Genomic DNA, 14775 nt, shown 5'->3' on the forward strand with positions numbered 1-14775 from the left:
CTCACAATGACGGTGCTACTTTCCACAGCAACAACGCGACTTGCTGATGGAGGATTCAAACGATGTTTGAAACAGGTCTGCTCAGAGACAAGCGCATCCTCGTCACCGGTGGCGGCTCGGGCCTCGGTGCCGCGATGGCGCGTCGCTTCCTCACCCTCGGTGCGGAGCTCGTGATTTGCGGCCGTAAGCTTGATCGGCTGGAGGCAACTGCAATGGAGATGCGCGCGCAGACCGGCGGCAAGGTCACGACTATCGCCTGCGACATCCGCGACGGCGCCGCCGTCGATGGCATGATGGACGCGATCTGGCGCGAGGCGCCGCTCGACATTCTCGTCAACAATGCGGCCGCGACCTTCATCGCGCAGAGCGAGCATCTGTCGTTCCGCGCCGCGGATGCGATCCTGGCGCCGACACTCCATGGCGCGATGTATTGCACGCTCGCGGCCGGCAGACGTTGGATCGAGGGCAAGCACAACGGCGTCGTGCTCTCGATCCTCTCGACCTCGACCATCACGGGCCGCGCCTTCACGGTGCCGTCCGCGATGGCGAAGTCGTCGGTGCTGGCGATGACCAAGAGCCTCGCGGTCGAATGGGGGCCAAAGGGCATCCGCACCGTCGCGATCGCGCCGGGGCCGTTCCCGACCGCCGGCGCGTCGGGGCAGCTCCGCCCGGAGGGGCGCGATGAGGGGTGGGCCTCGCGCAATCCGCTTGGCCGCACCGGCGAGCACAGCGAGCTTGCCGACCTCGCCAGCTTCCTGGTCTCGGATCGCGCGGGTTACATTAATGGCGAGATGGTGGTGATCGACGGCGGCGCGCATTTGCGGAGTTCCGGCGCCGAGGACCTGTTGCGCTGGACCGATTCTCAATGGGCCGAGCAGCGCGCCGCGCGCTCCCGCGACTAGCCGCGTCCCCGCTAACTGCCTTCCCAAATTGGACTTTCCCGGCTATCCCTGGCTGGGGACACGACTCACGCGGGCCATCTTCCAGTCACAATATTGAGGGAACCACTCGGGCCATGTGGCGGGTGCTTTTTTTAGCTTTGATGTTTGGCGTGGCGTGGGGAAACATCGATTCCGCGCGCGCGCAGACAGCGCAACCGGCGCCGAAGGCCGCGGCAAAACCGGCTGCTCCGGCAAAGACGCCTGCCAAGCCCGAGAGTAAATCGGGGGCTCCTCCCGCGGGGGTTGCCGGTGGTGCCGAGCCGACCCTGATCGGCCAGTTCGGGACCTGGGGCGCCTATTCGGCCACGCCCAACGGCAAGAAGGTCTGCTTTGCGCTGGCAAAGCCCTCATCGTCGAAGACCAACCCGCCGAATCGGCCGCGTGACCCGGCCTATGCCTTCGTCTCGACCCGGCCGGCGGAGAGGGTGAACAACGAAGTCTCGGTCATGATCGGCTACGCGCTGAAGCCAGGCTCGGAATCGACGGTCGAGGTCGGCGGCGCCTCTTACGCGATGTATACTCAGGGCGACGGCCTCTGGATCAAGAACGCGGCCGAGGAGGAGCGGATGGTCGAGGCCATGCGCCGCTCCGCCGATCTCGTGGTCAAGGGCGTCTCGGCCAAGGGCACGGAGACCACCGACACCTTCTCGCTCAAGGGCCTCGCCCAGGCGCTCGACAAGATCGCCCAGGATTGCAGGCGGTAGGGCTGCCGCCGGTAAGAGCGGTCGCAATCGGGAGTTCCGATTGCTATATTGGGGGCGTTCCACAATTTCGGTCGTCATGGCCGGCCTCGACCCGGCCGTCCACGCGTCACCGCGACTGAGGATAGACGTGGATGCCCGGGTCAAGCCCGGGCATGACGAGTTCAGATAGCAGCGATCTTAGGCCCATTGATGCAACCGACGACCGAGCCGCACAACGCAACACTGGTGGAGAAAACTCCGCTCGAAACCTATGTGCCGCCGGCCAAGCCGTCGCTCATCGGCCTGTCGCGCAGCGAGCTTGCCGACCGTCTTGGCGAGATCGGCGTAGCACCTGCCCAGCGCAAGATGCGCGTGCAGCAATTGTGGCACTGGATCTATTTCCGCGGTGCCGAGAATTTCGACGAGATGACGTCGATCTCGAAGACCATCCGCACCGAGCTCTCGCAGCGCTTCACAGTCGACCGGCCCGAAGTCGTGGCCGAGCAGATCTCGAATGACGGCACGCGCAAATGGCTGTTGCGGCTGCCGAGCGGCGACAATGTCGAGAAGGCGCATGAAGTCGAGTGCGTCTACATTCCGGAGACTGATCGCGGCACGCTGTGTGTCTCCTCCCAGGTCGGCTGCACGCTGAACTGCGCCTTCTGTCACACCGGCACGCAGCGCCTGGTGCGCAACCTCACCGCCGGCGAGATCGTCGGCCAGGTGATGGTGGCGCGTGATCGCTTGAATGATTGGGCCGATCGCGAGAACGGCAGCCGCCTCGTCACCAACATCGTGATGATGGGCATGGGCGAGCCGCTCTACAATTTCGACGCGGTGCGCGACGCGCTGCTCATCGTTGGCGACAATGAGGGGATCGGCATTTCCCGCCGGCGCATCACGCTGTCGACCTCGGGTGTGGTGCCGAACATCGTCCGCGCCGGCGACGAGATCGGCGTCATGCTCGCCATCTCGCTGCACGCGGTGCGTGACGAATTGCGCAACGAGCTCGTGCCGCTCAACCGCAAATATCCGATCGCCGAGTTGTTGCAGGCCTGCCGCGACTATCCGGGTGCCTCGAACGCGCGCCGCATCACGTTCGAATATGTGATGCTCAAGGGCGTCAACGATTCACTCGACGATGCGAAGCTGCTGGTGAAGCTGCTCAAGGGCATTCCCGCCAAGATCAACCTGATTCCGTTCAATCCCTGGCCCGGCACGGCCTATGAATGTTCGGACTGGGATCAGATCGAAAAATTCTCCGAGTACATCTTCAACGCTGGCTACTCCTCGCCGGTGCGCACGCCGCGCGGCCGCGACATCCTTGCGGCCTGCGGCCAGCTCAAGTCGGAGACCGAAAAGCTCTCGGCCCGCGAACGCCAGGCGCTGCGCGCCATGGCGATGACGGATTGACAATGCCCACGCTATCGCATCCTCGTCATTGCGAGCGAAGCGAAGCAATCCAGAGTCTTTCCGCGGAGGCAGTCCGGATTGCTTCGCTTCGTTCGCAATGACGATATCGGTGAATTTTCTCGTATGCCGCTAATCGGCCGCCTCGTCGTGATCTTCATCGGTTTTCTCGCCTCATGCCTGGTGGGTGGCATGATCGTGGTTGGGGCGCTGCTGTTTCCGGAATTCTCCGATCTCGGCGCCGGCCCGGTCGATGAAAGCACGATCGACATCCTGCTCGGGTTTGGTTTCATCTTCGTCTCGGGCTTCGCACTGGTGCCGGCAATGGTGATCGTGGCGATCACCGAGGCGCTCTACATCCGCAGCGTGCTGGCTTATGCCGTCGGCGGTGGCCTCGTTGGGCTGGCCTGCTATCTCGGCCTCGTGCCGTTCCATCCCGAAACGATGCAGTTCGAAGGCATCGTCCGGCGCCATCTGGAGATCATGACCGGCGCGGGCATTGTTGCGGGCGTCGTCTACTGGCTGATCGCCGGCCGCAACGCCGGCGCCTGGCGTCATCCGTCACCCCCGCGCAAGCCGCCCCCGCCGCTGCCGTCGCGTTCGCGGCCGGATGGGTCGTGACTGCTTGCGGCTGTTCCGGAATGACGCGCCGCATCTTCGCCGGGACGACAACGTCGAGGCATCGCGCTATGACAAAATCGGCGCTGCTTGTGTCGCTAGCCGCGACCGACTCCGGGGTTTCCATCTCCTGCTCCCTCCGCTAAACCGCGCGCCATGAACCGGACCGGACTTTTCATCGCCCTGACGCTGTGGCTCGTGATCGGCGTCGTCTTCGGCCTCTATCCCGAACTCGATCTCAAGCTCGCATCGCTGTTCTTCGATCCCGGCACAAAAAGCTTTCCGCTCAAGCTGAACGGCTGGGCCGCCTTTGCGCGCGATGCCGCGATGTGGGTTGCCTGGGCGTTCGCGCTGCCCTCGCTTGTCGCGCTCGTGGTCAAGCTGATCCGTCCCGACCGGCCGTTGATGGTCTCCGGGCGCGCGATGATCTTCCTGCTCGCGACGCTGACGCTGTCGGCCGGCATTCTCACCAATCTCACTTTCAAGACCTATTGGGGCCGGCCTCGCCCGGTCGTCGTGACCGAGTTCGCCGGAGACCAGCAGTTCGTGCCATGGTGGGATCCGCGCGGCGGCTGTGCGCGCAACTGCTCGTTCTTCTCCGGCGAGGGCGCGACCGCGTTCTGGACACTGGCGCCGGCCGCTCTCGCCCCGCCGGCATGGCGGCCGCTCGCCTATGCCGGGGCGGTGGTCTTCGGCGCCGTGACCAGCGGGCTCCGCATGGCCTTCGGCGGCCACTTCTTCACCGACGTCGCGATTGCCGGCCTCGTCACCTTCGTCGTGATCTGGTTTGCCTACGCCCTGATTTACCGCTGGCCGCGGACGCGGCTGTCGGACGAGGCCGTCGATGCCGCGCTGACCCGGCTGGCCTGGCCCGCCTACCGGCTTCGCCAGCGCCTGTTCGGCGGCAAAACCGGTCCCGCGCCGTCGCTCTGAGCCATTAAACGCGTGCCCCCGCGCGCGAAATTTGATATTCGCGCGGTCAAACCCCTCAGCGACATCAGCCCCTTTAAGACCGATTGGAAGCCCCATGACCACGATCCTGAAAAGCCTGCCCAAGGGAGAAAAAGTCGGCATCGCTTTCTCGGGCGGTCTCGACACCAGCGCGGCGCTGCTCTGGATGAAGCAGAAGGGCGCGCGCGTGTTCGCCTATACCGCCAATCTCGGCCAGCCCGACGAGGCCGACTACAACGAGATCCCGCGCAAGGCGATGGATTTCGGCGCCGAGAAGGCGCGGCTGGTCGATTGCCGCACCCAACTCGTCCATGAAGGCATTGCCGCGATCCAATCCGGCGCCTTCCACATCTCGACCGGCGGCATCACCTACTTCAACACCACGCCGCTCGGGCGCGCCGTGACGGGCACGATGCTGGTCGCCGCCATGAAGGAGGACGGCGTCAACATCTGGGGCGACGGCTCGACCTTCAAGGGCAACGACATCGAGCGCTTCTACCGCTACGGTCTGCTGACCAACCCGAATTTGCGCATCTACAAGCCCTGGCTCGACCAGCAGTTCATCGATGAACTCGGCGGCCGCGCCGAAATGTCGGCGTTCATGACCGCCCAGGGCTTCGCCTACAAGATGAGTGCCGAGAAGGCGTATTCGACCGACAGCAATCTGCTCGGCGCCACGCATGAGGCGAAGGATCTTGAAAGCCTCGACAGCGGCATCAAGATCGTCAACCCGATCATGGGCGTGCCGTTCTGGCGCGATGATTGTGCGGTCAAGGCCGAGAAGGTCGTCGTGCGCTTCGAAGAGGGCCAGCCGGTTGCGCTGAACGGCCAGACCTTTACCGATCCCGTCTCGCTGCTCCTCGAAGCCAACGCCATCGGTGGCCGCCATGGCCTCGGCATGAGCGATCAGATCGAGAATCGCATCATCGAGGCCAAGAGCCGCGGCATCTATGAGGCGCCGGGCATGGCGCTCCTGCACATCGCCTATGAGCGCCTCGTCACCGGCATCCATAACGAGGACACCATCGAGCAGTACCGCATCAGCGGCCTGCGCCTCGGCCGCCTGCTCTATCAGGGCCGCTGGTTCGATTCGCAGGCGCTGATGCTGCGCGAGACCGCGCAGCGCTGGGTTGCGCGCGCCGTCACCGGCGAGGTTACGCTCGAGCTGCGCCGCGGCAACGATTATTCGCTTCTGAACACGGAAAGTCCGAACCTCACCTATGCCCCGGAGCGGCTCAGCATGGAGAAGGTGGAAGACGCGGCGTTCACGCCGGCCGATCGCATCGGCCAGCTCACGATGCGCAATCTCGACATCGCGGACACGCGGACCAAGCTGAAGCTCTACACGGACACCGGCCTCTTGTCGGGCAGCGAGGACTCGGAGATCTTCAGGCTCGAGAGCGACAAGGGGTAATCGGCGGGAATTCGCAGGGACCCAATCGTCACCTGGATATAAGGCCTGCTACTTCTCAATATGGGCTGCTTACCTTAGGAGAGCGCGCTCTAGGCATACAGCAATGCGCACACCCCCTGTTGTCCTCAACAGGCATGCGACTAAGGTTGTAGTGTCCGAGACCTCTCGTATATGTTGTGGTCGCTGAGGTTGACGATGAGAGTTCTCTATGCCGGATATCGGGCGATTGATTTGTGGCGAGCCTCGATTAGAAGCGCACTCTTCCCGCTCCCTCGACCACCCCGAACCAAAACTGGTCCATGCGCACTCAGCTTCCTAATGATCACGTCGTCATGCGGCGAAAAGCTGTGATACTTAGAAAACGCTTCCGGCGGACACTCTTCCGCAGCAAGAATTAGTCCTGAGTCGTAGTCGTCGATGCTCTGAGCAGTCATGCTAGGGTGTTCCGGAAGGAGAGATATGCTTCTAGAGCGCGTTGCGGTTCGAGGGAGGCGTAGGCGGTGGGGATAAAATGAGACACCAAACCTAGATGGGCAACGAGGAGACAACTAATGCAGCGCATGAATTCTCAAGCAGAACGCGGGCAAAGAACGGTCCCAGTGCTGTAGCCTCGTCCGAGGCCACCTCGCCTAGAATTCTTATTGCCCTACTAGCAAACGACTCTACCGATTGCGACAATTGCTGAAGCGCTATCTTGGCGCGCCCCTCGACAATAGGCTCGCTAATCTGCTCGGTCGCGCTGTAGTCGGTAATCTTCGAGGGCTAATCTTGGCGTGCAATCGATTTGATGGCCAAGACAAAGTCGGAATTCCGGAAGTGAACAAATGCCTGTTGGACATGGCAACAGCGCACTATTGGCCGCTAATGGAAGAAGTAGCTCCGAAGCTTGGGGTTTATGAGCCGCTCGTGGAGCCAGCACGCGAGGTGATGGAAATTATCGTTGAGCACACTTCGAGATCGGTACGGGACGGTCGTCCCGTTGCGCCAGACCGGGCTCTAATTCACCGACAAATTGTTGGGCAATACACTAAGATCTTTGAGATACTTGAATATCTGGGCTTTCTCTCCAGGCGCGAGGCTTCCCGTGCTCTGAAATCTGGGGGACGGGGGCCGGTCTTTGCAATCAACCTTTGCAATCTGCTGGATAGCGTTCCTTCGAAACGTCTGACCTTCGAAATGATAGACCAGTGGATCGGAGCGCTGCCAGAGCCGGCCGAATTCCATGTTTCGGGCCAAGCATTCCATAGCGTGCAGCTTCCGCCGTTGCCGGTAGAGCACGGCCTCGCGATTTTAGATAAGTCAGTTACCGTGCTAGGAAAGTCAGCGGCTTATCCTTACGGATTTACTGACAACCTAATCGAACGCTTGACGGCGGCTGGCATTGCGACGGTCGGTCAGCTTGCGACAACAGATGATCAAACGCTCGATCAAATCGACTATATCGGCGACGTGACAATCAAGCGCATTCGCGAAGTAGTTTATCAAGCGATCTGGATGTAAGTCCCGTTTCATTCTGGCAGATGACCTTGACGAACAAAAATGGCCGGGATCGCTCCCGGCCATTTGCATTTGTGCGGTCCGCCTCAGCGCGGCGGCGCGGTGCCGGGCGGGGGCGGCGGCAGCGAGGCCTGGCCGCCGTTGAGCAGCGGCGTGATGCGGCGGATGGTGACGCGCCGGTTGATCCGGCTCGGTCCGTCCGTTTGCTCCTTCAGATACTGCTTGCCGTAGCCCTGCGACGTCAGGTTTTCCGCCGGCACATTGAACTGCTGGGTCAGCAATTCGGCCGCGGCCTGCGCACGGCGGTCCGACAATGACAGATTGTCGACGTCGTTGCCGACCGCGTCGGTGTGGCCCTCGATCAGGAACACCTCGCGCGGGTTGCGCTGGATCGCCCGGTTGAGACCGTCGGCGATCACTTGCAGCCGCGCAGCCTGGTCTGGTGGGATGGTCCACGATCCCGTCTCGAAATTGATCGTGTTGACGTCGATGCTCGGCATCTGCATGCGGACATTGGGGCTGTAGCGGATCTCGTCGAGCGAGTAGCGCCGTTCGATCCGTTGTACCGGCGGCGCCTCCATGGTCTCGTAGATCACGTCCGGCGACGCATCCGCGGAGTCGACAATGTAGCGGTCGTAGGGAATATTGATGACCGGCGGCGGCACGTCGACATAGAAGCCGCCGACTGCCCGCGGGTCGCGGTAGCTGTTGTCGATGATGACGATCTCGCGCCCGCCGGGGTCCCTGCGGATTCGCCGCAGCAACTGACCGTCAGCACCGACCACGGTGATCACCTCGCTGCCATCGGGACGGACCACGACGGTGCGGGTTTCACCGCCGACGGTGTCGGTGCGGATGTCGCGGGCCCCATAACGGAAGCGATAGAGATCGTTGCCGCGGACGTACTCCTGCCCGCTCGGGTCGCGGATGATAATCCGGTCCGGCTCGGTGTAGACGGTGCGGCCGCCTTCGACGACCTCGCGTCGCTGGTTGTGGAGGTCGGCGATGGTCGCGCCGATCACGGCTCCAGCCACTACGCCTGCACCGACAGCCAGCGGCGTCAGGTCACGCTGTGGCGGACGCGGCGGTGGCGGCAGCGGGGCTGCGACCGTAGGCGCGGCCCGGAAGGCCGGCGCAACCGTCGGCGGAGCGTATTGCGCCCTGTTGGGCGGTGGCGCAGCGGCTGGCGTGCCAGGGACGACAGTCGGCGCCGCGGCGCCGGCGGGAGGCGTGGGCCGGGCCGGGGCACCCGCCTGCGGCGGTGCAGCCGGAGTTCCAGCAGCGGGCGCGCCCGCGGGCGGCGTCCCGCCCTGACGTCCCGGCGCCGGCGTCACGGCGCCGCCGGGGGCCGGCGTTGCCGTCGGGGCTGGGGTTGCGCCGGGTGCGGGCGTTGGTGCCGGACCCGTACGTCCGGCCGGCGGCGTGGTCGTCGCGCCGCCAGGAGCGGGTGTAGCGGTTGGTACGGGCGTCGGGCTCGGCGTGGCCCGAGTCGTTGGCGCCGCGGGAGCAGGCGTCGCCGTCGGCGCCGGCGAGGCACCGGGAGCCGGCGATGGCGTTCCCGCGGCCGGTGGAGGTGCCCCGGGGCGTCCGGGCGGCGGTGCACCGGGGCGTCCAGCCGGCGGCGCGCCAGGCGTGCTGCCCGGAGCCGGCGTCGCCGTTGGCGCAGGTGCAGGTGTGGTTGTCGGGGCAGGCGCGGCCGGGCGCGCACCCGGCGCTGCGGGTGCAGGAGACGGCGTGGCTGTGGGCGCCGGCGCGGGACGTGTCTGAGGAGCCGCTGCGGGCGGCGTCGGAGCGGGACGCGCTGCGGGCGGTGCCGGAGGTGGCGGTGTCGGCGTCGGGCGAGCCGCGGGCGGCGCTGGCGGAGGTGGGGTCGGTGCGTGCTGCTGCGGAGCCGCAGCCGGCGGCGGCGACGGCTGCTTCGGGGCGGCAGGCGGTGCCGGCGGCTGAGGAGGAGGCGCCTGATGCGTCGCGGGCGGCGGCGGAGGTGGCGTCGGGCGTGACGGCGCGGCCGCGGGCGGTGGCGTGGGAGCGTGCGGCGGCGCAGCCGCAGGCGGCGGTGCGCTCGGACGCGTAGGAGCTGCTGGCGGTTGAGGCGGTGCGGTGGGGCGCGCAGCGGGCGGCGGTCCTTTCGGCTGCTCCTTCTCCTTCGGCGGCTGCTTCGGTTTTCCGTCAGGGCCCGTCTCTTGCGTCTGGGCTTGTGCAACCACGAGCGGCGGTGCGCTTTGCGCATGCGATGCGGAGCTTGCGAATTGCATCGCGGTCAGAGCCGTCGTGGCAAGCAGCACGAAGCGAAGATTGGTCATGTCGAGAAATTCCCCGGAAGGTTCTTTGACGAAGTTAGGTGATGAACAGCTACGCGTTGGGCCGCATTGTGGCGGGCGAAGATGTGGCGGCCCGATTTATTTCTACATGCAAATCATGTCACACGATCGACGTTCATTGCGCATTCAGACGCAGGTTGCAATCGCCTCATATGTGGTGGTCGCCTCATGTGTGGTCCCGCAGCTAACTTGCATCCGTCGCAGGATTCGGCGTGTGCGGTCCGTTCGGTCCGCGCGGTGGAATCTCTTCGGGAATGCGCGGCGGCAATTCATCCGGCCGCGGTGGTGCGTCGGGCTCGTGCACGGGCGGCACAATGTCGGGCTGCGGGTTGCCCGGCGGAATCCCCGGCGGCGGCTCCGACGGAGTGCCTGGTGTCGCTGGCGGAATCTCAGGCGGTTCGATTGGCATCGGTACATCGAATTCAGTTGTCCAGAGAACGACAACGATGATGCCGCGCCGATGTTCCTTCTCGCGTGGTGTGGGAACTCGTCTATTCCGGAGCGTGGCAGACAGCCTCAATGTTGTGGCCGTCGGGATCGCGCACGAAGGCGCCGTAGTAGTTCGGATGATAATGTGCGCGAATGCCGGGCGCTCCGTTGTCGCGGCCGCCTGCCGCCAGTGCCGCCTTGTAGAAGGCATCGACCGCGGCGCGGTCCTTGGCCAGGATCGCGACGTGCACCGGCTTGTTCAACGCGCCTTCGCCGCCGATCCAGAAATCCGGCTTACCGTCGGCGCCGAAACCTGCGGCCGGATCGTGGCCGGTCTGCTCCTGCGTCACTTCCATGATCAGGGTGTAGCCGAGCGGTGCCAGCGCCTTGACATAGAACGCCTTGGCGCGCTCGTAGTCGGAGACCGGGAAGCCCATGTGATCGATCATCGCAAGCTCCGTTGTTCGTCGGCGTCAGCGTGAGAGGAACGTGTTGCTCCGTGTCTTGCGCGTGATTGCAAAGCCGCGCGCGACCATCTCTGCAATACAATCCTCGCGCCATTCGTTTTGTGACAGATGTTCGATAACGACGGCGCGAGGCCACAATGAGGGCGGGGCATCCCTGAAGAAGCCGATCAGCACGCGGTCCTCAAAACCCTCGACGTCGATCTTCAGCGCATCGACCTTTGTCACGCCGGCCTCGTCGAGAATTCGTGTCAGGCGCAACGACGGGACCTTGATCGCATCGGCGCTGGCTGCCCCGGTCACGACATGGCTGGCGCCGAGATTGCCGCCGTCGGTCTCGATCATCAGCTCGCCGTCGCTGTCGCCGGCGGCGGCCTGCACCAGGCGTACCTGTGTTGCTCTCGATGCGGCGCAATTGAACGAGAGCCGTGCAAAGGTCGTTGGGTGCGGCTCGATCGCAACCACCTTGCCCTCAGGGCCAACCTGGCGCGCCATCACCAGCGCGAAGGTGCCGACATTGGCCCCGACGTCGACGAACACGCCGCCAGTCGGCGTGTGTTGGCGCAGAAAATCGAGCTCATCGAGATTGTAGTCGGGATTGAACAGCGCACCGCGCTCGGTCGCGCTGCCTTGGTGATAGAAGCGGAACGAGGCGCCCTGATAGCTGACGTCGACAGGACCGCCGCGCATCAGATTGACCAGCCGCGACAACCACGGACGGAATGCGCCGCGCTTCAGCCCTGACTGCTGGGCGAGGCGAATGATCGCGGCCTGCGCCGCATTCGGCGCAAACGCGCCGAATGGCGCGGGCGAAGGGTCGTTGTCGGGCGTCACGCAGGCGATCCTCGTTGCAAGCGGCGCATGCATAGCCGGTTTTGCCGCCGGCTCCAACGTCGGGCTACATGCGCGGCGTCAATTCATTCGGCGGCGCCGTCGCGCACCCGGCGCAGTCGCGCGGCCCGATGCAGCGCGCGCGACAGTTCCTCAATCGAATAGGGCTTTTGCACAAGGTCGAAGCCGGCGACCCCGTCCTGGGACAGCGCCTGGCTGTAGCCGGTGGTCAGCACGACCGGCACGCCGATGCCGCGATCATGGATCGCCTGGGCGAGATCGAGCCCGGTCATGCTGGGCATCACAACATCCGTGAACACGACATCGAAGCGATCGGCATCCACGACCAGCTCCGAGAGCGCGTCGGCGGCGTTGTCGACCAGCGTGATGCTGTAGCCGAGCTCGGTGAGGCCGTCGGCGGCAAAATTGCCAAGCTCGATGTTGTCCTCGACCACCAGCACCGAGATGCCGCTGCCGGTCTCCGCCGGCGCGGTGTTCGGCGCCTGTCGTTGCGGCAGCACCTCGGGCGGCACGCGCGGCAAATAGAGCGAGAAGGTGCTGCCCTGGCCGACTTCGCTCTCCACCGTGACTTCACCGCCGGATTGCCTCGCGAAGCCGAACACCTGCGACAGGCCGAGACCGGTGCCGTGGCCGACCTGCTTGGTGGTGAAGAACGGCTCGAAGATGCGTCCGATCTGGCCTGCGGGAATGCCGACGCCGGTGTCGCTGACCGCGATGCTGACAAAGCTTTGGCTGCCGGCGTGATGCGCCAGCGTGTTCGGAATGGTTGTCGCCGTCTGCACGGTAAAGGCGATCCGGCCCTTGCCCTGCATGGCATCGCGCGCATTGGTCGCCATGTTGATCAGCGCCGTCTCGAACTGGCCGGCATCGGCATTGACGAGGCAAGGCTCCGCCGGCAGCCGCATCGTGATCTCGATCGCCGGTCCGAGCAGCGTGGCGAGCATGTCGTGCAGCGACTGCATCCGCGCGCCGATGTCGAACACCTCGGGCTTCAGGGTCTGGCGCCGTGCGAACGCCAGTAGCTGCGAGGTCAGCTTGGCAGCGCGCGCGACCGCCTCCGCGATCGCGGTGATGTAGCGTTGGCGCCGTTCCTCCGTCAGTTGCGGCCTGTTCAACAGATCGACGGAGGCGCGGATCACGGTGAGGAGGTTGTTGAAGTCGTGCGCGACGCCGCCGGTGAGCTGTCCCAGCGCCTCCAGGCGCTGGCTGTGCTTGAGCGCCTCCTCAGCCTCCCGCCGCCGCGCCGCTTCGGCCTGCAGATGTTGGGTGCGCCGGAACGCCAGCGCGAGCAGCAGAAAAAGGAGTGCGGTTGCGGGAACGCCGAACACCAGATGCTGGCCCATGGTGGCAAACCAGCGCGCGCGGATCGCCGACGTCTCGAGTCCGGCGCTGACATAGATCGGATATTCCGCGACGTGCCGGTAGCCGATGCGGCGCTCGATTCCGTCCGAGGGCCAGGCGATGGTGATGAGGCCGTGCTCGGGGCTTGCTGCGATCTTCTGGCCGACCGGTCCGGCCGGGTCGAGCCGGACGTCGCGATCGAGCCGCGGGAAATGCGCCAGCACCACGCCGTCGGTGCGGCCCATCGCGAAGAAGCTGCCGGGATCGGAGCCGATCCGGGCGTAGAAACTCTCGAAATATTCCGGCAGGACGGACGCCTGGATCACGCCGATGAAGCGGCCGTCATCGGAATCGCGGCGGCGGCTCATCCCGAAGAAGCGCGCCCCCTGATAGGGCGCGCGCGGCGTTAGGGGCGTGCCGATGAAAGTGCCGATGTTCTGGTCGGCATGGGCATAGAAGTAATCGCGGTCGGCGAATGTGAGCTCGGGCGGCGGCGAGGCGAGGCTGTTGACCAGCGATCGTCCGTCCGCGTCGAAAATCCATGCCGATTTGAGCTGCGGCAGCAAATCCGTTAGCCGCTTCAGGCGCCGGTGTAGCGCCGGCTCGCGCGAGCGGATGACGTCGTCGGGAATGCCGCGCACCACCTCATTGAGCTCGGCGAGGCTGCGGTCGATGGTCTCGAACACCTTGAGCGCGTGCTCATGCGCGACATCGAGCGTGCGCTCGATCTCGCGGTCGGCGGTGTCCCTGGTCGAGGCGTAGGAGATCGCGGAAGCGATCACGAACAGCGCAATCGGCAGCGCCAGGGATGCCACCATCATCCACTGCAACAGCCTCAGCGAGTTGCGTTGCGCGCCCTGCACGGTCGCTCCGGTCCCTGACGGGTGAGCTTACTTGAATTTCCCGTGAGGAAGGAAGTGACTTGTGAATGGAACCTTTGGTTGTACTCCAAGGAGTCGCCCGCGGCGCGGGTCGCGGCAAATTCTATTCAAGTTGGCGGCGATCGCGGCATGCCCCGGCCGTCCCGGCGGGGCATCGAAGGATGGCTAGATCTGCCGTTCGACCATCTTGAGCTTCAGCTCGGCGATGGCTTCCGCCGGGTTGAGGCCCTTCGGGCAGGCTTTGGCGCAGTTCATGATGGTGTGGCAGCGGTAGAGCCGGAACGGGTCCTCGAGATCATCGAGCCGTTCGCCGGTCGCCTCGTCACGGGAATCGGAGACCCAGCGGTTAGCCTGGAGCAGCGCGGCGGGACCGAGATAGCGTTCGCTATTCCACCAGTAGCTGGGGCACGAGGTCGAGCAGCAGGCGCAGAGGATGCACTCGTAGAGGCCGTCGAGCTTCTCGCGGTCCTCGTGGCTCTGGCGCCATTCCTTCTGTGGCGTCGGCGAGGTCGTCTTCAGCCACGGCTCGATGGAGGCGTACTGCGCATAGAAATTGGTGAGGTCGGGGACGAGGTCCTTGACCACGGGCTGGTGCGGGAGCGGATTGATCTTCACCGCGCCGTCCTTCACGTCGTGCATCGACCGGGTGCAGGCGAGCGTGTTCTGGCCGTCGATGTTCATGGCGCAGGAGCCGCAGACGCCTTCGCGGCAGGAGCGGCGGAAGGTCAGCGACGGGTCGATGTGGTTCTTGATCCAGATCAGTCCGTCCAGCACCATCGGGCCGCAGTCGTTGGTGTCGACGTAATAGGTGTCGATGCTCGGATTCTTGCCGTCGTCCGGATTCCAGCGATAGACGCGGAATTCGCGCAGCTCCGTCGCGCCTGCGGGCTTCGGCCAGGTCTTGCCGCCGGTGATCTTCGAGTTCTTCGGAAGTGCGAATTCAACCATTTTCGATAAGGCCTTCGCTGTTCGA

General features: G+C 64.8%; 13 protein-coding genes. 7 read left to right on the plus strand and 6 right to left on the minus strand.

Annotation, left to right across the window (positions count from 1 at the left end):
• Positions 1–62: 62 nt before the first annotated feature.
• The 7 genes from MTX21_RS26525 to MTX21_RS26555 all read left to right on the plus strand — a co-directional run bounded on the left by MTX21_RS26525 (position 63) and on the right by MTX21_RS26555 (position 7517).
• Positions 63–902, plus strand: a complete 840-nt coding sequence (locus tag MTX21_RS26525; RefSeq protein ID WP_280967613.1) for an SDR family oxidoreductase — start codon at positions 63–65, stop codon at positions 900–902.
• 113 nt (positions 903–1015) lie between these two features.
• Positions 1016–1645, plus strand: coding sequence for an invasion associated locus B family protein (locus MTX21_RS26530; RefSeq protein ID WP_280967614.1), 630 nt, complete (start codon positions 1016–1018; stop codon positions 1643–1645).
• 189 nt (positions 1646–1834) lie between these two features.
• Positions 1835–3037 (plus strand): 23S rRNA (adenine(2503)-C(2))-methyltransferase RlmN, encoded by a 1203-nt coding sequence (gene rlmN / locus MTX21_RS26535; protein WP_280967615.1) that lies wholly within the window; start codon positions 1835–1837, stop codon positions 3035–3037.
• Between the two features lie 123 nt (positions 3038–3160).
• Positions 3161–3655 carry a hypothetical protein gene (locus MTX21_RS26540; protein WP_280967616.1) on the plus strand — a complete coding sequence of 165 codons (495 nt, stop codon included), beginning with the start codon at positions 3161–3163 and terminating at the stop codon, positions 3653–3655.
• A gap of 153 nt (positions 3656–3808) precedes the next feature.
• On the plus strand, positions 3809–4585 hold the full coding sequence (locus MTX21_RS26545) for a phosphatase PAP2 family protein (RefSeq protein WP_280967617.1): 777 nt from the start codon (positions 3809–3811) through the stop codon (positions 4583–4585).
• A gap of 94 nt (positions 4586–4679) precedes the next feature.
• Positions 4680–6017 (plus strand): argininosuccinate synthase, encoded by a 1338-nt coding sequence (gene argG, locus MTX21_RS26550; protein WP_280967618.1) that lies wholly within the window; start codon positions 4680–4682, stop codon positions 6015–6017.
• Positions 6018–6695: 678 nt separating this feature from the next.
• Positions 6696–7517, plus strand: a complete 822-nt coding sequence (locus MTX21_RS26555) for a hypothetical protein (protein ID WP_280967619.1) — start codon at positions 6696–6698, stop codon at positions 7515–7517.
• 83 nt (positions 7518–7600) lie between these two features.
• On the opposite strand, the gene MTX21_RS26560 is transcribed toward MTX21_RS26555, so the two are convergent.
• The 6 genes from MTX21_RS26560 to MTX21_RS26585 all read right to left on the minus strand — a co-directional run bounded on the left by MTX21_RS26560 (position 7601) and on the right by MTX21_RS26585 (position 14750).
• Positions 7601–9817, minus strand: a complete 2217-nt coding sequence (locus MTX21_RS26560) for an OmpA family protein (RefSeq protein WP_280967620.1) — start codon at positions 9815–9817, stop codon at positions 7601–7603.
• A gap of 202 nt (positions 9818–10019) precedes the next feature.
• On the minus strand, positions 10020–10244 hold the full coding sequence (locus tag MTX21_RS26565; protein WP_280967621.1) for a hypothetical protein: 225 nt from the start codon (positions 10242–10244) through the stop codon (positions 10020–10022).
• Positions 10245–10326: 82 nt separating this feature from the next.
• Positions 10327–10713 carry a VOC family protein gene (locus tag MTX21_RS26570; protein ID WP_280967622.1) on the minus strand — a complete coding sequence of 129 codons (387 nt, stop codon included), beginning with the start codon at positions 10711–10713 and terminating at the stop codon, positions 10327–10329.
• A 24-nt stretch (positions 10714–10737) separates the two neighbouring features.
• Positions 10738–11562: an FkbM family methyltransferase gene (locus MTX21_RS26575; RefSeq protein ID WP_280967623.1), complete on the minus strand. Its 825-nt coding sequence runs from the start codon at positions 11560–11562 to the stop codon at positions 10738–10740.
• Positions 11563–11645: 83 nt separating this feature from the next.
• The gene (locus MTX21_RS26580; protein WP_280967624.1) at positions 11646–13784 is read right to left on the minus strand and encodes a hybrid sensor histidine kinase/response regulator; all 2139 of its coding nucleotides are present in this window, start codon (positions 13782–13784) and stop codon (positions 11646–11648) included.
• 183 nt (positions 13785–13967) lie between these two features.
• Positions 13968–14750, minus strand: a complete 783-nt coding sequence (locus MTX21_RS26585) for a succinate dehydrogenase iron-sulfur subunit (protein ID WP_280967625.1) — start codon at positions 14748–14750, stop codon at positions 13968–13970.
• Positions 14751–14775 lie beyond the last annotated feature (25 nt).

It is taken from the genome of Bradyrhizobium sp. ISRA430, from assembly GCF_029909975.1.
GTDB lineage: Bacteria > Pseudomonadota > Alphaproteobacteria > Rhizobiales > Xanthobacteraceae > Bradyrhizobium.